The organism is Micromonospora profundi, from assembly GCF_011927785.1.
Taxonomy (GTDB): domain Bacteria; phylum Actinomycetota; class Actinomycetes; order Mycobacteriales; family Micromonosporaceae; genus Micromonospora; species Micromonospora profundi.
Window position 1 is genome coordinate 5,987,906 of sequence record NZ_JAATJK010000001.1, and the last position, 20,397, is coordinate 6,008,302.

Genomic DNA, 20,397 nt, shown 5'->3' on the forward strand with positions numbered 1-20,397 from the left:
ACCGCGTACCCTTCTCCGCATGCGTACGCAGCGCCAGGTCGTCGACTACTCGCTTCAGAAGCGAGCAGTGCTGCGTGAGCTTCTGGCCGGCCGGGTCGGCACGTACGACGTGTGCGACGCCTCGCCGTACCTGAAGAACGCTGCCCGGTTCCACGGGGAGCCGACCGACCTGCGCTGCCCGATCTGTCGCAGCGAGAATCTGACCCTGGTCCACTACATTTACGGTGACGAACTCAAGCAGTCCGCCGGGCAGGCCCGGACGCTCACCGAGCTGCCCGTGTTGGCGATGACACTGCGTGAGTTCCAGGTCTTCGTGGTGGAGGTGTGCCTCGGCTGTGACTGGAACCACCTCGTCGAGCAGTACCTGCTCGGCCGGGACGGTCTCAGCGGCGACGGCGCTGACGAGCAGGACGTGGCCAGCGCCGAGGGCGCAGGTCGACGGAGGCGAGAGGCGCAACGGTGATCTCAGGTGGTTGGACCGGCCCCGGGGCCGTGGACGTGACCCGGGACGGCCAACCGCTCGTTGGTCCGATTGGCCCTATTGATACAGCAATGGACCCAGCGAACCGGCACCCCCGTGCCGGTGCCCCGGGTGAAGCAACTCACGGCAACCCGGTGGCGGCGCAGCAGCGCCCCACCGCGACCGGCAGGGTGTGAGGAATGAACTCGTACGGCGATCCCAGTTCTGCGCGCGGGCGGGCCGAGTACCCCGGCCCGGACGGTGACCCCGGACCGGGCGCGGACGACTCGTACCGTCGACCCGGCGGTGACTCCCGCGCGGGCGGCTGGTCCGCCCCGGAGCCAGCGGCACCTCCCGGCAGGGCCTCTGTGACACCGCGGGCCGCCGGTGGTCGTGCCTCGGTGGGCGGCTCGGCCTCCGTGCCGCCGCGCGGCGTCGCCGCCGGATCCGCCTCGGTGGGTCCGGCTACGCCGGGCCGCAGCGGCCGGGCCTCCGTGCCGGTGTCCCCGGCTCCTGGTGTGGCAGCCGGTCGTGCCGGCGCCGGCCGGGCCTCGGTGCCGGTGTCCCCGGGCGCGCCTTCGGGCCGTGCCGTCGTCGGCGCCGCCTCCGTCGGCGCGGCTTCGGCAGGCCGGGCCAGGGTCGGTACGGCGTCGGTAGGTGGCCGTGCCGCTGTCGCCCGGGCGAGTGTCTCCCCGGTCTCCGGTGGCCCGGGTGGGCCAGGTGGCCCGGGCGGACCGAACGGTCCGGGTCGCGGTGGCCGGGGCGGTCGCGGTTCGGGCGACCCGAGTGGGGCGGCCCGCGCCAAGAAGCGCAAGCGGATGAACCTGCTGATCGCCGGGTTCGCCGTCTTCATCATGCTCGCGGGCATCGGCGTGGTCGGCTTCACCTACTACTCGACAAACGTGGTCATGCCCAACGAGATGCCGTTGCCGCTGTCCACCACCGTCTACGCCAAGGACGGCAAGACCCAGCTGGCCAAGCTGGGCAGCGAGAACCGCACCTTTGTCACCATCGACCAGATCCCGGAGCACGTGCAGCACGCGGTGGCGGCAGCCGAGGACCGGAACTTCTACCGGCACTCCGGCGTCGACTACAAGGGCATCGTCCGGGCTGCGTGGAACAACGTCTCCAACGGTGACAAGCAGGGTGCCTCGACGATCACCCAGCAGTACGCCCGCAACGCGTTCGAGAACCTCAAGGACGACACGTACGGCCGGAAGGTGAAGGAGGCGATCCTCGCCTCCAAGCTCAACGACACGTACAGCAAGCCCGAGATCATGCAGCACTACCTGAACGTGATCTATTTCGGGCGGGGTGCGTACGGCATCGAGGCTGCGGCGCAGACCTACTTCGGCAAGTCGGCCATCAAGCTCACCCCCGCCGAGGGCGCGGTCCTGGCCGCCTTGATCAAGCAACCGGTGGCCACTACCACCCACAAGGGCTACGACCCGGCGGTCAACCCGACGGACGCCAAGACCCGGTGGGACTACGTGATCGGTGGCATGAAGAAGGAGGGCTGGCTGGACCCCGCCACCCAGCTCGAATACCCGAAGGCGCTGCCGCCGAAGAAGGACGGCGTCGGCTTCGGCGTCAAGAGCCCTCGGGGCAACGTCATCAACTACGTCCGCCAGGAGATGGACCAGATGGGTCTCTGCTCCGACAGCGGGGCGGAGGGCAAGGCCAGCTGCGTCGACGCCCTACGGGACGGCGGCTACCGGATCACCACCACCATCGACCCGAAGTTGCAGTCGGCCGCCGAGAACGTCGCGATGCAGTCGAAGAAGGGCTCCGAGCTCAACGACCAGCCCAAGAACCTCATGGCGGCTGTCGTCTCGATCGACCCGAAGAAGGGCCGCGTGCTCGCCTACTACGGTGGCGACAGCGGCGCGGACTTCGACTACGCCGGCAAGAACACCGACAAGAACGGTGACCTGACCGGCGGTCACCAGCCGGGTTCTTCGATGAAGGTCTACACACTGGCTGCCGCCATCGAGGCCGGCATCTCGGTCAAGTCGCACTGGGACCCCACGCCGTACAAGCCGGAGGGCTCCGCGGTTGCGATCGGCAACGCCGGCCGTACCAACCTCAAGTGCGGCAAGTGGTGCACGCTCGAAGAGTCGACGGTCCAGTCGTACAACGTGCCCTTCTACTGGGTCACCGACAAGATCGGTGCCGGGAAGGTCGTCGACATGGCCCGGAAGGCCGGCGTGACCACCATGTGGGGCGTCGACCCGCCGCAGGCCTTCGACCTGTCGAAGAAGGGGCCGAACCCGTTCGACAACTACACGGGTTTCGGCAAGTACCCGATCACGGTGTTCGACCACGCCAACGCCATGGCCACGTTCGCCAACGACGGCAAGTACATCAAGGCGCACTTCATCATCAAGGTGGAGCAGCAGGACAAGGACACCGGCAAGTGGAAGGTGGTCGGCAGCGAGCGCATCAAGCCGGAGCAGCGGATCGACAAGAAGATCACCGATGAGGTCACCGGTGTCCTGAAGCAGATCCCCGGCCCGAACGGGCTCTCGCTCGAGGGCGGCCGCGCGGCCGCCGCCAAGACCGGCACCTGGGAGTACGACCGGAAGGACAACGCCCACGCGTGGACGGTCGGCTACACCCCGCAGATCGCCACAGCGGTCTGGGTAGGCAGCCGTGACCCGAGGAAGCCCCAGATCCGCCTCACCGGCGGCAAGCCCATCGGCGGTTCGACACTGCCTGGTCCGATCTGGGAGAAGTACATGAACACCGCGCTCAAGGGGCAGGACGAGGTCTCCCTGCCCAGCGTCACTGGCGAGGGCGACGTTGACGCAGGCAACGGCAAGGAGCCGGTGGCTCCGCCGCCGACCCCCGGTCTGCCTGGCGGACCGGGTGGACCCGGCGGGCCTGGCGGCGGGCAGCCCTGTGACCCGTTGACCAACCCGTTCTGCCCGCGTACCGACGGCAACGCCGGCGGCGACACTCCCGGTGGGCCCGGTCGGCCCGGCAATGGCGGCAACGGCGGCGGCCTGTTACCCAGCCTGCCACCTTCCACCCGGGACTGACCCACCCCGCACGCGACGCCGCCGCCGGCCGGACGACATGTCCGACCGGCGGCGGCGTTTGGCGTACCCGGACATCTCCCGCATTGGGGCGGGACGCGCACCCCCGTCGTACGGCAGGATGCCTTTTCATGAGCACCCAGTCGACGCCCGGCATCGACGACGCCGGAACCACCGACCACCCGTCCCGGTCCGATGGGTTCGTCCGCGGCCTCTCCGGCGCCATCGGCGGGCCGCTCGGCGACCACGCGACGGCACTGGACCAGCCGGCCGGCTCCGAGCGTCGGTTCTGGACCGCCGCCCGGATCGTGCTGGCGCTGGTCTGCCTCACGCTGGCGCTGCACTGGGTGCAGAAGTCGCCCTGCCAGGACGGCGCCTGGCAGAACAACGTCCAGTACAACCGGTTCTGCTACACCGATGTGCTCGCCCTCTACTACGCCGAAGGGCTCAACGAGGGCAAGGTGCCCTACCGCGACCATCCCGTCGAGTACCCGGTGCTGACCGGCTACTTCATGGGTGCCCTCGGACTGCCGGTGCATGCGATCGGCGACGGCGACCCGACCATCAACCAGGCCCAGTGGTTCTACAACCTCAACGCCCTCGTGCTCGGCGCGCTCGCGGTCGCCACCGTGGCGGTGATCCTCGCGCTGCGTCGCAGACGACCGTGGGACGCCGCGCTGTTCGCGATCGCCCCGGCGCTGCTGCTCACCGCCACCGTCAACTGGGACCTACTCGCCATCGGGCTCGCCGCGTTCGGGCTGCTGGCCTGGGCACGGCGACAACCGGCGGTGGCAGGCGTGCTGCTCGGTCTCGCCGGTGCGGCGAAGCTCTGGCCGCTGTTCCTGCTGGGGCCGATCCTCATCCTGGCGCTGCGAGCCAACCGGCTCCGCGCCGCGCTCACCGCCATCGGGACCGCGATCGTCGCCGTGGTGCTCGTGAACCTGCAACCTGCGCGGGCGTACCCGGAGAACTGGGGCCGCTTCTTCGAACTGAACACCACCCGGCCGATCGACTGGGGCACGCTCTGGTACATCGGGCGCTACCTCGACGGCAAGATCGGCACCGATCCCGGCCGGCTCGGTCCGTTCGAGTGGCTGAACGCCAACATCCCAACCCTCAACATCGTTTCGTACGCCCTGTTCGGGCTGGCCTGCCTCGGCGTGGCGGTGCTGGCGCTACGGGCACCACGCCGGCCCCGGCTCGCCCAGCTCGCGTTCCTTGTGGTCGCCGCGTTCCTCATCTTCAGCAAGGTCTGGTCCCAGCAGTTCGTGCTCTGGATGCTGCCGCTGATCGTGCTGGCCCGGCCGAAGTGGGGCGCCTTCCTGGCCTGGCAAATCGCCGAGGTCTGCTACTTCGTCGCCTTCTACGGTGAGCTGCTCGGCGCGGCGACCAGCCGCCCGGTCTTCCCCGAAGGGGTGTTCGTGCTGGCCGCGTCGCTGCGGCTGGGCACCGTGGTGGTGCTCTGCGTGCTGGTCATCCGGGAGATCCTGCACCCCGAGCAGGACGCGGTACGGGCCACCTATGACGACGACCCGGACGGCGGCGTGCTCGACGGCGCGCCGGACGCACCCTGGCTGGACCGCTGGCGCCGCCGGGAGGGCAATCCCGCGCCGGAGCCCGAGCCGGCAGTCACCACCTGAGCCGGGCCCCGGGCGTCGAGAGAGGGTTCAGAGCCGGTACACCACAGCGTCACCGACGTCCTGCCGGCTGATGCCGAGCGATTCGACAGGCGCGTCGATGGTGATCTCCCATGGCGTACCGACGACCTGGCTGCGGAGCAGCACCACAGTGCGCACGCCCAACGTCCGCAGGTAGTCGACGCTTGTCTGGTCCGGGAACGACTGGCTCACCCGGCGGACGTCGTCGAGCTGGCGCGGGGTGAAGCCGCTGCCGCCGTTGACCACATCGGGGAACCCCCTCGTCGACCAGAGCATCACGTGCTGGTCCTGGTTCTGGCTGCTGGGCAGCACCAGCAACGGGCCCTCCGCTGCGCGCATCGCTGTCGGTTGGGTCGGCACCACCTGGTGCGGCGTGGCGTTCAGGCCCTCGGCGATGACAAGCAGCAGCGGCAGCAGGGTGGCCAGCCGCAACCACGGCCCGGGCCAGGACGGGATCCGCTGCGCGGCCAGCTCACGGACACGATCGGTGAGAGCGGTGACCGCGCCCGCCGCGAGCAACGCGAGCAGCAACGTCGTCCAGAGCATCAACCGCCCCGGTGTACGCAGGGCGTTCCAGCCCGGCGCGTGCTCGAACAGCAGCCCATAGGTGAAACTGCCGCCGAAGAAGCGGGTGCCCATCGCGAAGGCCATCGTCACCAGCACCCCGGCGAGCAGCAGCAGCCGGTGCCGCAGCCGCCACACCGAGAAGAGCAGCCCGCCGGCGGCCAGCGCGTACAGCACGAACCCCGGCAACAGCGTCATCTCCGGGTGCCACGGCAGAGCACCGCGGGCGCCCTCGTGCAAGCCACCCCAGATTCGCGACTCGGCGGGCGCCGTCACGAACCCGGACACCGGCGGCGAATACATGCGGATGTCGTCGATAGACCGTTCGGCGTACGGGTGCAGCTCGGTCACCTTGAAGTACGGGTACGCCATCAGCAGACCGACACCGGCGAAGAACGCGCCACCGACCAGGTCGGCGACGAACAGCCGGCGACCGAACGGCAGCGCCCGACCCGTCCGGAGCCGCCGCACGACGAACAGGACCGCGGTGACCACGACCCCGCCGGCCAGGATGTACGCGAACGGCAGGCCGATACCGAAGCCGAGGCTGATCTGCCAGGCAGCCACCAGCCACCCGGCGTAGACCCAGCCGTCGTGTCGCCGCTCGGGCCGGTAGCCGTACCGCAGCGACCAGCCGTGCCCGCGCGCCAGCATGGCAAGGGCCAGGGGAATGCCGCCATTGGACAGCACGTGCAGGTGCCCGGCCTGGGCCAGCAGCCACGGCGCGTACGTGTAGGCGACCCCGGCCACGGCCGAGCCGATGCGACCCGCGCCCAACTGCCGGGCCAGCGCGTACGCCCCGAGCGTGGCGAGCGCGTGCGCCAGCACGAACATGATGTTGTAGCGCAGCACCGCGTCCTCGGGCCCGCTGCCGAGCATCCCCGCCGGTGCGTAACCGAGCAGCGTGTCGGAGAACGCGAAGCTCCACAGCTCGGGGAAGAAGGTGTTGGACTGCCACAGCCGCGCCGGTTCGGTCAGCAGGATGTGCCCGGACCAGGCCATCTGCCAGGCCTGGAGGCTCGGGTCCCAGTAGTCCTGCGGGAGCGTGTAGCGCGGGTAACGCATCGTCGGCCAGGTCATCAGCACGGCCAGCGCCACGGAGGCCAGGCTCGCCAGGGTCCACTCGTGGACCACGAACCGGCCGACCGCCCGGCCGGCCCGGGTCAACCGGCTGGGCGCCGGCTCCGGCGCGGAGGCGAACGCGTTCCACCGCTCGGCCTCCACGGGCTTCGTCTTGCCGTCGGCCGCGTCCTTCTCGGCGACATCGGCGACCGTTTCGCCCGCAGCCTTCTCGTCGGCGTTTTTCTCGGTGGCATCGGTCTTGGTCTTGGTCCGGGTCGCGGCGCTGTCGCCCGCGTCCGTTTCGCTTTCGACCTTGGTGGTGTCGGCGTTGGCCGTGTCGGCGTTGGCCGTGTCGATCTTGGTCGTGTCGGTCTTGGCCTTGTCCGCGTCCGTCACGCTTCCGGCGACGGCCGTGCCGGCTGCGGACTTGCCTGCGTCCGTTCCGCTACCGGCCTTGGCCGTGCCGACATCGGCCTTGCCTGCGGCGTCGGCGGTCCCGGCTTTCCACCACCCGGCCTTTCGGCTACCGGTCGAGGTCGCTTTCTCGGCGGCGTCCTTGTCCGTGCTTCCTCCGGCCGCGCCATTCGTGGCGCCGTTGCTCGCCGCGCTGATGTTCGCGGTGTCGTCCGTGCTCGTGCTCGTGTTGTCTCCCGCCGAGCCGTCCGTGCCGGTGGCGCCGGTGGTCGCCTCTGCGGCGCTGGCTTTGACGCTGCCAGTGCTTGCCTTGGCGGCGCTGGTACTCGTTTCGGCGGTGCCGGACTGGGCGTTGGCCTTGGCGGTGCCGGGCGGGTTGGTCGGTCGGAGCGGGGCGTCCCCGCCGACGGAGGGCCGGACGTTGCCCGTCCCGTGCTGTCCGGTCGTCATGCTCCCGGGTGCTCCGTCCCGAGCTGCTGACGGAGGAACTCGATGTCCGCTGCCTGGCCGGCCACGCCGCCCGGGGTTTCGACGATCACCGGCGCACCGGCGGCCCGGATCACCGCCACGACCAACTCCGGGTCGATCGTCCCGCCGTCCAGGTTGTCGTGCCTGTCCTGGCCGGAGTTGAACCCGCCCTTGGAGTTGTTGGCGTGCACCAGATCGATCCGCCCGGTGATCGCCTTGACCCGGTCGACCAGCCCGAGCAGTTCCTCACCACCGGCGTACGCGTGGCAGGTGTCCAGGCAGAAGCCGACCTCGTGGTCGCCGATGGCGTCCCAGAGTCGGGCCAGCGCGTCCAGCCGGCGCGCGCACGCGTTGTCGCCGCCTGCGGTGTTCTCGATCAGAACCGGCACGCCGAATCCGCCGGAGTCGGCCGCGTACGCGAAGGTCTTGCGCCAGTTGTCGAAGCCGACCGCCAGGTCGTCTCCGGCGTTGACGTGCCCACCGTGGACGATCAGGCCCTTGGCGCCGATCGTGGCGGCGGCGGTCGCGTGCCCGAGCAGCAGCTTGCGGCTGGGGATCCGGATGCGGTTGTTGAGGGTGGCCACGTTGATGACGTACGGCGCGTGCACGTAGAGGTCGACCTCGGCGGCGCGCAGCTGCTCGGCGTCCTCCCGCGGCTTGGGGGCTTTCCACCCTTGCGGGTCGGCGAGGAAGAACTGCACGGTGTCGGCGGATCGGGCAGATGCCTCCGCCAGCGGGTCGGTCGAGTCGACGTGGGCTCCGATACGCATGGGAGCGAGCCTACGTCGCCCCTCCGACGGGTGCGGTAACGACCGGTGCGGTGTCGTCACCGGCCGGACCGACGATCGTTGATGAATTGAACCGGCGACAAGCGTCCGACACCGCTGGTGGCGTGAGCGCCCCGGACGGCAACGGCGGTCGTCGGCTCGACAGCGAGGGCACCCCGTCTCGCGGCCCGGCGGGACGGGGGCGCACCCCTCCGACGCACAAGACGTCCACCGATGAAGATTCTCGGAAAATTGCGCCTTTTCCCCCAACAAGGGACGAGGGCCGTTGTATCGTCAGGTAACAACACGATAAAGCTCCGCGGGGCGTCTTCGATCCAACCTCATCGGTGTGGTCGTTCCTCCCCAGGTCCCACCCAAGGAATGCGGACGGGACGCCCCGCGGCCTCGTTGACGGGGGCTCGTCACCGACCAGTGCTGGTCGGACGGCGGCCCCCGTCAACGCGTGCCGACGGCTGCCCCGCCCGCCCCGGGCATGATCGTCCGGACCGGCTATCCTGGTCAGGTTGTCCGCGTCCGGCCGGGACCCCCCGGCGCGTGCGGCAACGACGCACGACCTCCTGCCACGGAAGGACCGTGGCCGCTTAGCCCACAGGAGGTGAGAACGTCTTGCGTCATTACGAGATCATGGTGATCCTCGATCCCAGCCTCGAGGAACGCACCGTTGCCCCGTCTCTCGACACGTACCTGAACGTGATCCGGACCGCGGGTGGCTCGGTTGAGAAGACGGACGTGTGGGGCCGCAGGCGCCTCGCGTACGAGATCAACAAAAAGGCAGAGGGCATCTACGCCGTCGTCGACCTGCAGGCCACGCCTGCCGCTGTCGCCGAGCTGGACCGTCAGCTGCGACTCAACGAGTCCGTGCTGCGCACCAAGGTCATCCGACCGGAAATGCGCTAAGCCTTCAAACCCCGGTTCGTCCGGATCAGCCTCCGCGACTCTGTCGGAGGGCTCTGAGAGCCTGTACGACGAGACGCTGAGTGCGCGAGGAGATGGTCATGGCAGGAGACACCACCATCACGGTCATCGGCAATCTGACCGATGACCCCGAGTTGCGGTTCACCCCCTCCGGGGCCGCGGTCGCCAAGTTCCGAGTCGCTTCGACGCCCCGCTTCATGGACAAGGCGTCGGGCGAGTGGAAGGACGGCGAGCCGCTGTTCCTCGCTTGCACCGTCTGGCGGCAGGCCGCCGAGCACGTCGCCGAGTCGCTGCAGCGCGGCGCCCGGGTGATCGTGTCGGGTCGGCTGCGTCAGCGGTCCTACGAGACCCGCGAGGGTGAGAAGCGCACTGTCATCGAGCTTGAGGTCGACGAGATCGGCCCGTCGCTGCGCTACGCCACGGCAAAGGTGCAGAAGATGTCCCGCTCCGGCGGCGGTGGCGGCGGCTTCGGTGGCGGTGGTGGTGGCAACCAGGGCGGCGGCGGAGGCAACTTCGACGACCCCTGGGCTTCGGCCGCTCCTTCTCCCGCGCGTGCCGGTTCGGGCGCCAATTTTGACGAGGAGCCACCGTTCTAATGGCGCCTAGCGCTCGCGATCGCAAACCAGGAGCACGTGCAACGGCCAAGGCTGCGGCACTGCGCAAGCCGAAGAAGAAGGTGAACCCGCTCGACAAGGACGGGATCGCCTACATCGATTACAAGGACACCGCGCTGCTGCGCAAGTTCATCTCCGACCGCGGCAAGATCCGCGCTCGTCGGGTGACCGGCGTGACCTCGCAGCAGCAGCGTCAGATCGCCCGTGCGGTCAAGAACGCCCGTGAGATGGCGCTCCTGCCGTACACGGCCACCACCCGCTGAGAGGAGGCACCGATATGAAGATCATCCTGACTCAGGAAGTGTCCGGCCTCGGTGCCCCGGGCGACATCGTCGAGGTCAAGGACGGCTTCGGCCGTAACTACCTGCTGCCGCAGGGCTTCGCGATCGCCTGGACCAAGGGCGCGGAAAAGCAGGTCACGGTCATCAAGCGGGCCCGTTCGGCCCGCGAGATCCGCGACCTCGACCACGCGAACGAGGTCAAGGGTCAGCTCGAGGGTCTCAAGGTCAACCTGAAGGCCCGCGCCGGCGACGGCGGGCGGCTCTTCGGCTCGGTCACCTCGGCCGAGATCGTCGACGCCGTCAAGGGCGCCGGCGGTCCGGTCCTCGACCGGCGCCGGCTGGAGGTTCCCGGTCACATCAAGTCGACCGGCACCTACCCGGTGAAGATCAAGCTGCACCCCGACGTGACCGCGTCGTTCAACCTGAACGTCGTTCAGGGCTGACGGCCAGCAACACCACCACGAGGGCCCGCACCGATCGCTCGGTGCGGGCCCTCGTGTGTTCATGCGGTGCTGCGACGCGGCACGGCGGTGCAGCGGTGCAGCGGTGCAGCACAGTGCGGCGACGCGCGACGTGACGATGCCGCGATGCGGCGGTGAGGCGCGGCGGTGGGCGGTGCCGTCAGCCGATCGGCTGACCGGTCACCGCACTGATCATCACGGTGGAGAGGCCACCGCCGACAACCGCGGCGGCGAGCGCGATTGTGGCCGACCGCCACGTCGTGCCGACCCGCCGCAGCAGCGCCGCCACCACCAGACTGCTCAGCAACGCCAGCCCGAAGCGCGGCGAGCCGGCGAGCAGCGACTCCAACGCCCGCGACCGGGCCGAGTCACACCCGCCCCCGCTGATGTCCGTGACACAGCCCGCCGGCGCCTGGGCGTCCAACGTCAACAACCAGACGAAGATCAATACCGCAGGCACCAGGTAACAGGCCGCGGTGTAGAGCAGCGGTCGGAAGGACCCACCGGGATCCGGGTCGAGCAGGTCGTCCTCCAGGCGCCGCGCCCAGCCGCCCGTCGCCACCGACTCGGCCCGTCGACGTACCGACGCCGTACCGACCGGCGACTGGCTCGCCCGGCGTCGCGGCACACCCTGAGGGGGTACGGGCGCGCTGCGCGGTCGCGGAGCGGTGTAACCCACGACCGGTGAGCGGGGCGCCGACGTCGACGTGTCCATCCAGCGTGGGTCGTCCCCGGACAACCGTGTGCCGGACCAGAACCCACTGTCACGACTCGGCCATCCCTCTGCCGAGGAGCGGTCGGAGCGAGGCGCCAGCGTCCGGTCCCACTGGTCGTCCTCGACCGCCGACCGCTCCCACTGGCCGGTCTGGTCCGACCGCTCCCAGCCACCGATGCTCTCCGCCTGCGACCACTGCTCGCTCAGGTCCGTGCCGTCAGCACCAGTCGGCGGCCACGCGTGCACGCCCGAGGCGTCCCACGGGTCCACCGCGGGGGCGTACGTCGGGTCGGGCTCCACCGCCCGCTCCGAGCCGCGTTCCCATGGATCGACCGCCGGCCGCGTCCACGAATCCTCCGCTGCCCGCCTGCTGCGCCGGGTGGGCCGGCTCACCTCCGGGCGGGACGTCGGCTCCGACGGGGCGTCATCCAGGTCGCCACCGGACCAGATCACCTGGGGGCGGCCGGCGGGCGCACGCCGGGGGCGACGGTCCGGAACCGCGCCGGAAACCGGGTCTTCCTCCGCCGAGTTGGCACGCCGTCGGCCCGCGTACCCCTGCTCCTGTGGACGGTCGAGCGTCCACTCCCGGGTGTGGTCCGAGTCGGGAGCCGCACCGATCGCGGGCTGCTCCCGCCAGGTGGTTTCGCCGGCCCACCGTCGGGTGGCGGTCGGCTCAGGGCTTCGCCAGCCGGCACCGGAACCCGGCTGCTCGGGGCGTTGCCAGCCTGCCCCCGAGCCCGGCCGCTCGACCTCGGCGTCGTCGTCGGGGGCGGCATGCCGGCCACCGCCGTCGGCGTGTCGAACACCCGATTCCAGCGCCCACCGGGGCAGGTACGCGTCGACCGGCTCGTCCTGCCCCCGCTCCAGAGCGCGACGCCGACTGGAGGTGCGATAGCGCGCATCCTCGTCGTACGGGTCGACCGGGGAGAGGGGCATGGGATCACCCCACGAGGCGGTCGGCTGGCGCTCGCGCGGGCTGCCCTCCCCGCGCTCCCAGTCCCGGTAACTCACGGCCGGAGTGTGACCCTTCTGAACCGAAAGCGTAATCCGCTGTCCAGGTGTAGCCGTTCGCTGGAGATAGTACGGGACGATCGTGGCGAATACCCGACCGAAATATTCCCCTCCACAGGCTGGGGACTACGTATCAGCAGGTCAGGGGGTTGCAGCCAGGAATTCCCCAACGGTTATCCACAGGCTGTGCACACGCTGCGCACATGCTCGTCCACCGGCGTCCACAGGTTGTCCCGAGGCTTGTCCACCGGCCTTGTTGAGTCGCTGACCTCGGGGTCCGTATGGTTGGCCCTCGACCGCCGGCGCGATGGCCCCCGATCGACCGGCCTGGTCGGAGGAGAAGTGTCGTACCCCGGCGATAGAGCTGGGACCGGATCCGACGCAGTGGAGGGGGACCCGTGTCGGTCACCGACGACATGCGGGCGGAGTCGCGCTCCGGCGGCGGCCAGCCGCCCGCGCAGCGGGACGGCCAGTTCGACAAGACCCCACCCCAGGATGTCGCCGCCGAGCAGTGCGTGCTCGGCGGCATGCTGCTGTCCAAGGACGCGATCGCCGACGTCGTCGAGATCCTCAAGACCAACGACTTCTACCGGCCGGTCCACGCCACGATCTTCGACACCATCCTCGACATCTACGGTCGGGGCGAGCCGGCCGACCCGATCACCGTGGCCGCCGCCCTTACCGACTCGGGCGACCTGGCCCGCATCGGCGGGGCTCCCTACCTGCACACCCTCATCGCCAGCGTGCCCACCGCCGCGAATGCCTCCTACTACGCGCGGATCGTCAGTGAGCGGGCGGTGCTGCGCCGACTGGTCGAGGCCGGCACCAAGATCGTGCAGCTGGGCTACGGCACCGCGAACGGCGGCAGTCGAGACGTCGACGACATCGTGGACCTCGCCCAGCAGGCCGTCTACGACGTCACCGAACGGCGGGTCAGCGAGGACTTCGCGATCCTGGCCGACATGTTGCAGCCGACGCTGGACGAGATCGAGGCGGTGGGCGCGCAGGGCGGGATGATGACCGGCGTGCCGACCGGCTTCACCGACCTGGACCGGCTGCTCAACGGCCTCCACGCTGGGCAATTGATCATCGTGGCGGGCCGGCCTGGTTTGGGCAAATCAACCGCAAGTATGGACTTTGCCCGAAATGCTGCTATTCGCGCCAACCAGGCGGCCGCCATCTTCTCGCTCGAAATGAGCAAGGTCGAGATCGTCATGCGGCTGCTCTCGGCCGAGGCGCGGGTGCCGTTGCACGTGCTGCGCAGCGGGCAGCTCTCCGACGACGACTGGACCAAGCTGGCCCGGTGCATGGGCGAGATCAGCGAAGCTCCGCTCTTCGTCGACGACACCCCGAGCATGAACCTCATGGAGATTCGGGCCAAGGCCCGCCGGCTCAAGCAGCGACACGACCTGAAGATGATCGTGGTCGACTATCTCCAGCTGATGACCTCACCGAAGCGCACCGAGAGTCGTCAGCAGGAGGTCGCCGACCTCTCCCGTGGCCTCAAGCTCCTAGCCAAGGAGGTCGAGTGCCCGGTCATCGCTGTCAGTCAGCTCAACCGTGGTCCCGAGCAGCGCACCGACAAGCGGCCCCAATTGTCGGATTTGCGGGAATCTGGCTCGATCGAGCAGGATGCCGACGTTGTCATACTTCTGCACCGCGACGATTACTACGACAAGGAGTCGCCGCGCGCGGGCGAGGCGGATTTCATTGTTGCCAAGCATCGGAATGGCCCGACCGACACGGTGACAGTGGCGGCGCAGTTGCACCTGTCCCGGTTCGTGGACATGGCAATCGGATGACAGGTCCGACTGTCAACCGAGCAGCGGAAACCAACCTGCCGACTCGCCCAGCTCCAGCCGGTCCCGGTCGGTGAGCGGAAGTCGCCCGGTCGCCTTCAGCAGGAAATCGTGATCGTCCCAGGCGGTCGGGCGGACCGTGTCGTCGCTGAGCAGGCCGTCCATGGTGGCCACGGCGACGCGTACGGCCAGTGGACCGGGCGGCGGGGCGTCGGGCAGGTCGGGTGTCAGGTCGAGGTGGTGGACGACTGCCTCGGTGGTGAGGGTGGCGAGGAAATCCGGCACGCGCAGCACGTGGCCCTGGGTGCTCACGTACCCCTCGGGGTCGGTTGACGCGGCGGCGCGGACGGCCGCCGGTGCGGTCTCGGTCCAGAGCCTGACGATTCCGGTAGGACGGTCGAACGCGGCAGCTGATCGTCGGACCCACCAGGCGTGCTGGGCCGCGTCAGCACCGTCGGCGGGAAAGTCACGCCAGTAGCTCACGTCGTCGCTGTCGGCGGGGCCGGAGGTGGGGCTGGCCAGTGTGACCAGGGCCCGCTGGGCGTCACCGAGGACGTGCAGCAGCAGGTCCGCGACGAGCCAACCCCGGCAGCGGGTGGGCCGTTGCAGGCCCGCGTCGTCCAGGCCGTCGACCACGGCGGTGATGCCGTCGTACGCCTGGGCCAGCGCCTCGGCCTGCGGAATCGCGGTCATGCGATGCAGCCTCGCACGTGCCGCACCACCCGCCAACCATCGACGGGGTCAGGTGCCCGGGCCGACGCGTGGATCGGCCCGGGCAGGAGGTGTCGGTCGGGCTCAGCCGAACATCTCGTCGAGGAAGCCCTTGCGCTTCTTGCGCTTGTAGTGCCCGTGGTAGCCGTGGTGCTGCTGACCGTAGACCGGCGCCTGCGGGTAGCCGGGCGGGGGCGGCGGCGGAGGCACGGAGCCGTACCCGGGCTGGTGCTGCGCTGGGGCGTGCGGCGGTGGGTAGCCGCCGGGCTGCTGGGCGGGAGGCGGCGGCGGTGGGCCACCGGCCTGCTGGCGGCTCCAGTTGGCCTCCGCCTCGAACAGCTTCTCCAACTCGCCGCGGTCGAGGAAGATGCCCCGGCACTCCCCGCACTGGTCGATGACGACACCGCTGCGCTCGTACTGACGCATTTCTCCGCGACACTTGGGACAGGTGAGGCTCATCGCCACACGGTACCCGGTGCAGCTATGCGGTTGCTGTGAGCGCCTCGGTGACCTCGTCGTCGGAAACCTCGTGGAAGTCGTCGTAGTAGACGCTCACCGCTCCGAACTCCGGCGGGCGCTGGGCGCAGATGACCTGGTCGGCTTCGGCGGCCAGCAACTCGTACGCCTCCTGCGCGCCGACCGGGACGGCGACCACTACCCGGCGGGCGCCGAGCCGGCGGACGACCTCGACGGCGGCCCGCGCGGTCGCGCCGGTGGCCAGCCCGTCGTCGACGATCACGGCGGTCCGGTCGGTGAGGTCCAACGGTGGGCGGTTGCCCCGGTAGAGCCGTTCCCGACGTTCCAACTCGGCCAGTTCGCGGTGGTTGACCTCGGCGATGTCGTCGCTGCTGAGCCGGCTCGCCACCACGTCGTTGAGCACCTGCACGCCACCCGGGCCGACCGCGCCGAAGGCGACCTCCCGTGCCCAGGGCATGCCGAGCTTGCGAACGACGAGTACGTCAAGGGGCGCGCCGAGCCGCTCGGCGACGACCCGGGCCACCGGCACGCCGCCCCGGACCAGGCCGAGGACGACGACGTCCGGGTCGCCGACGAGTGCGGTAAGGCGGTCGGCGAGCACCTGGCCCGCGTCGTCGCGGTCGCGGTACGTGGTCATGCCTTCAGGTCTACGCCCTGCGGCGTCGTTCCGCCCGCCAGTTACACCGATGTGGCCCGACCGGAAACGCGCTCAGGTGCCGGTGCGGTCGGTTCGGTGGTTGCCGGGCGGTGCAGTGCGGGTGCCCAGGTGAGCAGGGCCAGCGGGTACAGGAGGTAGCCGAACCGGGTGGACGGCATCAGGGCGATCGCGGCGAGCAACCCGTACCCGCAGATCAGCGCGGTGGCGACGGCAGTGCGGGGCGGGCGGCGGACGAGCCGGACGGCGATTGCCACACCGGCCGCGACGAGCAGTGCGGAGGCGACAAACCTGCCAGCGGGCAGTGCGGAGGCGATCAGGTAGCCGGGGAACGGGGACTGGGCAGGGCTGGTGACCAGGCCGTGGCCGAGGGGGAAGCGCAGCACGTTCTCGATGAGCGCGTCGCGGTCTACCAGCAGGGCCGGGAGCAGGGCGGCGACGGGCAGTCCGACAGCGCCTGCGGCGACCCGGCCGCCGGCACGCCGGGTCAGGCCCCAGATGATCAGGACGAGGGCGATCGGCCAGGCGAACAGCTTCAGTGCGCCGGCAAGGCCGACAGCGATTCCGGCCCGGCCGGGCCGGTCGGCGGCGGCGAACGCGAGGGCAAGGAGGCAGAGTGCGAGTACGGGGAGGTCGTCGCCGCCGGTGGCGAGGGTGAGTGCGCAGATCGGCAGGACGGTGGCGGCCTGTACGCCCCGCAGCAGCGCGGCGCCTCGCGGGTGATCTCCGGCGGTGGGCGTCGGGGTGCGCAGGGCGTTCACGGCCAGGGCGAGTGCCAGCGCGGTGCCGACCGCGAACCACACCCGGGAGTCGGTCCAGGGGCTGTCCAGCAGCGCCCGGGGCAGGCCGAAGATCGCCATGCCCGGCTGGTACGGGGTGTAGCCGAGGAGTTGCTCGCCCGGCGGCAGGGCGGCGATCGCGTCGCGCCCCAGGTACGGGGTGCCGTGGTCGAGCAGCCGGATGCCTGCCTGTTCCACGACCAGCACCTCTTCCTGCGCCCGGTCGGTGCGTCCGGTGGCCCGCTCGAAGCTCTGCCAGATGACGGGCAGCAGTGCGGTGCTGGCCCAGGTGAGTCCGGTGACCGCCCAGCGGGCCGGCAGGCCGACCAGCCGGGATGTCGGGATGCGTCGACGCAGGAGGAGTTGGGCGACCACCGCAAGGGCCGCGACCAGGTATCCCACGGCGGCGACCGCACCCCAGGCCCGATGCGGCAGCAGGGTCGAGGTGACCGCTGTGATCGCTGCGAAGAGGGCCGAAGCGGCGTACAGGCCGAGGTCGAGGGCGAGCCCGCCAGCGGCGTTGTCGAGCGTTCGCCAGCGACGGTGGCGGGCGGTCGGGGCTTCGGCGATCACGGGCGTCAGTCTGGCAGACCTCGCTGCTCACCCGGTTGTCCGCGTCGCCGCGGGATCGTCCGGCGGGTGGTGCGCGACCGTCAGGCCGGCAGGTGGGGAAGCTGGTCAGGGCGGGATCGGCCGCCCGGACGGCGGGACTGCGTCAGCCGGATCACCGCGCCGGTGTCGTGCAGCGGCGGTGCCAGAGCGCCGGGCCGGCCACCCGAACCCCGCTGCAAGGTGGCGAGCAGCGTGCCGGCGGGCATCGGCCGGGCGAACAGATGGCCCTGGCCGGCGACGCAACCGAGCTCCCAGAGGGCGCGTCGCTGCGGCTCGCTCTCCACACCTTCGGCGACCACGTCCAGGTTGAGGCTCCGGCCCAGGTCGACGGTGGAGCGGATGACGGCAGCTGCCTCCGCCGAACTTTCCATCGTCGTCACGAAACTGCGGTCGATCTTCAACTCGTGCACCGGGATGCGGGAGAGCAGGGAGAGCGAGGAGTAGCCGGTGCCGAAGTCGTCAAGCGCAAGCCGGACGCCCTCGTCGCGTAGCCGGCTCAACACCCGGTCCACCACGTCGAGCTGACTGAGCGTCAACGTCTCGGTCAACTCCAGCACCAGCCGGTCCGGTGGCAGGTCGTGGGTGCGCAGGCGGGCCAGCACCGAGCCCGGGAAGCGCGCGTCCAGCAGGCTGCGCGGAGACACGTTCACCGCGACCGGTATGTCGAAGCCGGCGTCACGCCAGTTGGTCGCGGCGATCAGCGCCTGGTCGAGGATCGCCTCGGCGAAGGCCGGCAGCAGGCCGGAGCGCTCCACCGCCTCCAGGAAACGCAGCGGATCGATCAGCCCGTGCGTGGGGTGGTGCCAGCGGGCCAACGCCTCCGCGCTCGTCACCTCGCCGGTGCCCAGGTCGACGATGGGTTGGAAGTTGACGATGAACTCGTGGTCCGCGACGGCCCGTGGCAGTTCGCCGCCGAGGGTGAGACGGCCCAGGTCGGCGGTGTCCCGGGTCGGGGCGTACGTGGAGATGCGCTGCCCGGCCCGCTTGGCCTGGTACATCGCCACGTCTGCGCGGCGCAGCAACTCGGCCATGCCGCCGCTGGCCGGGGCGACGGATATCCCGCCGCTGGCCTCGACGCTGATCCGCATGCCGTCCAGCCCGAACGGCTCGTGCAACGCCGCGAGCAGCGTTTCCGCCCGGTGCGCGGCGATCGCGGGGGCCGGCAGCCCACGCAGGAGTACGGCGAACTCGTCGCCGCCGAGACGCGCCACCAGGTCACTGCCCTGGGCGGCGTTGCGCAGCCGGTCCGCGACCTGCACCAGCACCTGGTCCCCGGCGGCGTGACCGAGCGTGTCGTTGACCTCCTTGAAGTGGTTGAGGTCGATCAACACCAGCGCGGTCACGCCGTCGGCGTGCCGGGTGCTCAACTGTTCGGTGCCTTGATCGAGCAGGTGCCGACGGTTGGCCAGGCCGGTCAGCGCGTCGTGCGCGGCCGCGTACGCGTGTTCGTCGGCCACCCGGGCCAGTTCGGCGTACGCCTGGGCGTTTCGGACGGCTGTGCAGAGGGCGGACGCGAAGGTACGCAGCGTGTACCGCTCCCGCTCGGAGAGCTGCACCGGGCCCCGGAAACGCAGCCGCAGCATGCCGACGTCGACGGAACGGTCATGACCTTCCAGCGGCGCGGGGACGACGGTGCCGTCCACTTCGGTGGGCGTACCGGTCGCGGCGTCGAAGGTGATGCCGCCGGTGCCGCCCCGGACGGTACGAGCGCCCTCGCGCAGCTCGATCTCGACCTCGTCGGCGGAGAACAACTCGGCCGCCTGGGTAACTGCGGTGGTGAGGACCTTGTCGAGGTCGACGACGTTGAGGGCGTCGGTGGTGCGGGCGAGGCGCTGCCACGCCTGCTGCTCGGTGCGGCCCCGGATGCGCGCGGAGTAGGCCAGGTGCAAGCTCAGGACCAGAGGTGGGACGGCAAGCAGTAGACGAGGGTCTATGCGCAGGACGAGCAGCGTACAGGCCGCGACAATGAAACGCACGGCGAAGCCGCCGAGCCGGAGGTCGAGATTGCTCCGAAACTGCTTCACGACCTTGGTCCCGGAAGCCAGCGCGATGACCGGGATGGCGAGCAGATCGTCCAGTAGGGCGGCGACCATGTAGGCGAGGGCCAACGGCACGATGAGGGACGCGGTGCCCGCGGGGGGCCAGGTCCACGTCGTCATTGCCAGTGCCGTGCCGGCACCCCAGGCCACGATCACGTTCTTTCCGATGCCGAAGGCCAGCTTCATCGGCGCGAGGCGAATCGAAGCGAGAGCAATCCCGACCGCAGTGCAGAGCACCACGACCGAAGTCGGAGCAATGGCTGCGCCGACGATGATCGCCGTATCGTTCCAACTGATCGACTGGGTCGTCGACCGGATCCGCACCCGGGCCTTGACCAGGGTGCCCAGCGCGATCACGAGGGTGATCATGACGAGCTTCGCCGCGTCGTTCACCGTCGCAGGCTTTGCTGAACTCAGTGCGGCTGGTAGCGATGTGACGACGATGGTTCCGGCCACAACGACGATGAGACCGACGAGCAGCAACAGCCGCCGATCGGTCTCGATCTCTCGTCGCTGAGGAAGGGTCACGCCCGCTCCCGAAGGACTGCTTCCACCGTGTTCGCAGCCTACCCCTCGGGCCTCAGAAGTCCCGGGCCGAGTTTTCAGTTCCAGTCGGTGCCACGCATCGGGATGCCCCTCTCTTCAGCCGTGCCGTTGGATGACCTACCCCCAGGGGGTCTTCCTACGAAAGGCAGCTTAAGAGGAGTAAGGGCAGCTTAGAAGTAATAAATGTCGGTATGCGCAACATTAGCCAAGCTGAGGCTCATTTATCACGTTCTGTCCATCGCCGCTAAACGGAGTGCGGTCGGTCTGTCGGTGCTGGATCCGGGGCCAGGCGACAACAGCGGACGCTATCCGTTCAAGTTATGGACGTGT

The 20,397-nt window shown here is 70.0% G+C and carries 16 protein-coding genes; 8 read left to right on the forward strand and 8 right to left on the reverse strand.

From position 1 onward, the window contains the following. The first annotated feature begins 19 nt into the window (after window positions 1–19). The 3 genes from F4558_RS26725 (at window position 20) to F4558_RS26735 (ending at window position 5,138) form a co-directional block, all read left to right on the forward strand. Window positions 20–463 (forward strand): DUF5318 domain-containing protein, encoded by a 444-nt coding sequence (locus tag F4558_RS26725; RefSeq protein WP_167946432.1) that lies wholly within the window; start codon window positions 20–22, stop codon window positions 461–463. A 197-nt stretch (window positions 464–660) separates the two neighbouring features. Then, window positions 661–3,501: a transglycosylase domain-containing protein gene (locus F4558_RS26730; RefSeq protein WP_167946434.1), complete on the forward strand. Its 2,841-nt coding sequence runs from the start codon at window positions 661–663 to the stop codon at window positions 3,499–3,501. A 128-nt stretch (window positions 3,502–3,629) separates the two neighbouring features. Further along, entirely contained in the window at window positions 3,630–5,138 is a 1,509-nt protein-coding gene (locus F4558_RS26735; protein ID WP_167946436.1) for a glycosyltransferase family 87 protein, read from the forward strand. 27 nt (window positions 5,139–5,165) lie between these two features. Here F4558_RS26735 and F4558_RS26740 read toward each other — a convergent pair whose 3' ends face one another. Both F4558_RS26740 and F4558_RS26745 read right to left on the reverse strand, forming a co-directional pair. Continuing rightward, window positions 5,166–7,646, reverse strand: a complete 2,481-nt coding sequence (locus tag F4558_RS26740) for a hypothetical protein (protein WP_245241367.1) — start codon at window positions 7,644–7,646, stop codon at window positions 5,166–5,168. After that, on the reverse strand, window positions 7,643–8,434 hold the full coding sequence (locus tag F4558_RS26745) for a deoxyribonuclease IV (protein ID WP_053651642.1): 792 nt from the start codon (window positions 8,432–8,434) through the stop codon (window positions 7,643–7,645). Before F4558_RS26745 ends, F4558_RS26740 begins: the two co-directional genes overlap by 4 nt. A gap of 624 nt (window positions 8,435–9,058) precedes the next feature. Here F4558_RS26745 and rpsF point away from each other — a divergent pair. The 4 genes from rpsF to rplI all read left to right on the forward strand — a co-directional run bounded on the left by rpsF (window position 9,059) and on the right by rplI (window position 10,705). Continuing rightward, window positions 9,059–9,349 (forward strand): 30S ribosomal protein S6, encoded by a 291-nt coding sequence (rpsF, locus tag F4558_RS26750; protein WP_007073791.1) that lies wholly within the window; start codon window positions 9,059–9,061, stop codon window positions 9,347–9,349. An 80-nt stretch (window positions 9,350–9,429) separates the two neighbouring features. Beyond that, window positions 9,430–9,963: a single-stranded DNA-binding protein gene (locus F4558_RS26755; RefSeq protein WP_197281387.1), complete on the forward strand. Its 534-nt coding sequence runs from the start codon at window positions 9,430–9,432 to the stop codon at window positions 9,961–9,963. Beyond that, complete coding sequence (rpsR, locus tag F4558_RS26760) at window positions 9,963–10,244, forward strand: 30S ribosomal protein S18 (protein ID WP_051723758.1); 282 nt, start codon at window positions 9,963–9,965, stop codon at window positions 10,242–10,244. Before F4558_RS26755 ends, rpsR begins: the two co-directional genes overlap by 1 nt. A 14-nt stretch (window positions 10,245–10,258) precedes the next feature. Next, window positions 10,259–10,705, forward strand: coding sequence for a 50S ribosomal protein L9 (gene rplI, locus F4558_RS26765; protein ID WP_053651640.1), 447 nt, complete (start codon window positions 10,259–10,261; stop codon window positions 10,703–10,705). A 178-nt stretch (window positions 10,706–10,883) separates the two neighbouring features. On the opposite strand, the gene F4558_RS26770 is transcribed toward rplI, so the two are convergent. Next, window positions 10,884–12,449: a hypothetical protein gene (locus tag F4558_RS26770; protein WP_167946438.1), complete on the reverse strand. Its 1,566-nt coding sequence runs from the start codon at window positions 12,447–12,449 to the stop codon at window positions 10,884–10,886. 398 nt (window positions 12,450–12,847) lie between these two features. On the opposite strand from F4558_RS26770, the gene dnaB reads away from it, so the two are divergent. Further along, complete coding sequence (gene dnaB, locus F4558_RS26775; protein WP_053651638.1) at window positions 12,848–14,251, forward strand: replicative DNA helicase; 1,404 nt, start codon at window positions 12,848–12,850, stop codon at window positions 14,249–14,251. A 12-nt stretch (window positions 14,252–14,263) separates the two neighbouring features. On the opposite strand, the gene F4558_RS26780 is transcribed toward dnaB, so the two are convergent. From F4558_RS26780 to F4558_RS26800, 5 genes are all read right to left on the reverse strand, one after another. Then, the gene (locus tag F4558_RS26780) at window positions 14,264–14,941 is read right to left on the reverse strand and encodes a maleylpyruvate isomerase N-terminal domain-containing protein (RefSeq protein WP_167946440.1); all 678 of its coding nucleotides are present in this window, start codon (window positions 14,939–14,941) and stop codon (window positions 14,264–14,266) included. 102 nt (window positions 14,942–15,043) lie between these two features. Continuing rightward, on the reverse strand, window positions 15,044–15,418 hold the full coding sequence (locus tag F4558_RS26785) for a TFIIB-type zinc ribbon-containing protein (RefSeq protein ID WP_053651634.1): 375 nt from the start codon (window positions 15,416–15,418) through the stop codon (window positions 15,044–15,046). 22 nt (window positions 15,419–15,440) lie between these two features. Beyond that, window positions 15,441–16,073 carry a phosphoribosyltransferase gene (locus F4558_RS26790; protein ID WP_167946442.1) on the reverse strand — a complete coding sequence of 211 codons (633 nt, stop codon included), beginning with the start codon at window positions 16,071–16,073 and terminating at the stop codon, window positions 15,441–15,443. A gap of 41 nt (window positions 16,074–16,114) precedes the next feature. Beyond that, the gene (locus F4558_RS26795) at window positions 16,115–17,443 is read right to left on the reverse strand and encodes a glycosyltransferase 87 family protein (RefSeq protein ID WP_167946444.1); all 1,329 of its coding nucleotides are present in this window, start codon (window positions 17,441–17,443) and stop codon (window positions 16,115–16,117) included. A gap of 80 nt (window positions 17,444–17,523) precedes the next feature. Further along, entirely contained in the window at window positions 17,524–20,049 is a 2,526-nt protein-coding gene (locus F4558_RS26800; protein WP_167946446.1) for a putative bifunctional diguanylate cyclase/phosphodiesterase, read from the reverse strand. Window positions 20,050–20,397: the final 348 nt, after the last annotated feature.

Excerpts from the sequence above, each read along its gene's own strand:
- F4558_RS26725 (WP_167946432.1), top strand. The coding sequence starts at position 20 with ATGCGTACGCAGCGCCAGGTCGTCGACTACTCGCTTCAGAAGCGAGCA.
- F4558_RS26730 (WP_167946434.1), top strand. The coding sequence starts at position 661 with ATGAACTCGTACGGCGATCCCAGTTCTGCGCGCGGGCGGGCCGAGTAC.
- F4558_RS26735 (WP_167946436.1), top strand. The coding sequence starts at position 3,630 with ATGAGCACCCAGTCGACGCCCGGCATCGACGACGCCGGAACCACCGAC.
- F4558_RS26740 (WP_245241367.1), bottom strand. The coding sequence starts at position 7,646 with ATGACGACCGGACAGCACGGGACGGGCAACGTCCGGCCCTCCGTCGGC.
- F4558_RS26745 (WP_053651642.1), bottom strand. The coding sequence starts at position 8,434 with ATGCGTATCGGAGCCCACGTCGACTCGACCGACCCGCTGGCGGAGGCA.
- rpsR (WP_051723758.1), top strand. The coding sequence starts at position 9,963 with ATGGCGCCTAGCGCTCGCGATCGCAAACCAGGAGCACGTGCAACGGCC.
- rplI (WP_053651640.1), top strand. The coding sequence starts at position 10,259 with ATGAAGATCATCCTGACTCAGGAAGTGTCCGGCCTCGGTGCCCCGGGC.
- F4558_RS26780 (WP_167946440.1), bottom strand. The coding sequence starts at position 14,941 with ATGACCGCGATTCCGCAGGCCGAGGCGCTGGCCCAGGCGTACGACGGC.
- F4558_RS26785 (WP_053651634.1), bottom strand. The coding sequence starts at position 15,418 with ATGAGCCTCACCTGTCCCAAGTGTCGCGGAGAAATGCGTCAGTACGAG.
- F4558_RS26790 (WP_167946442.1), bottom strand. The coding sequence starts at position 16,073 with ATGACCACGTACCGCGACCGCGACGACGCGGGCCAGGTGCTCGCCGAC.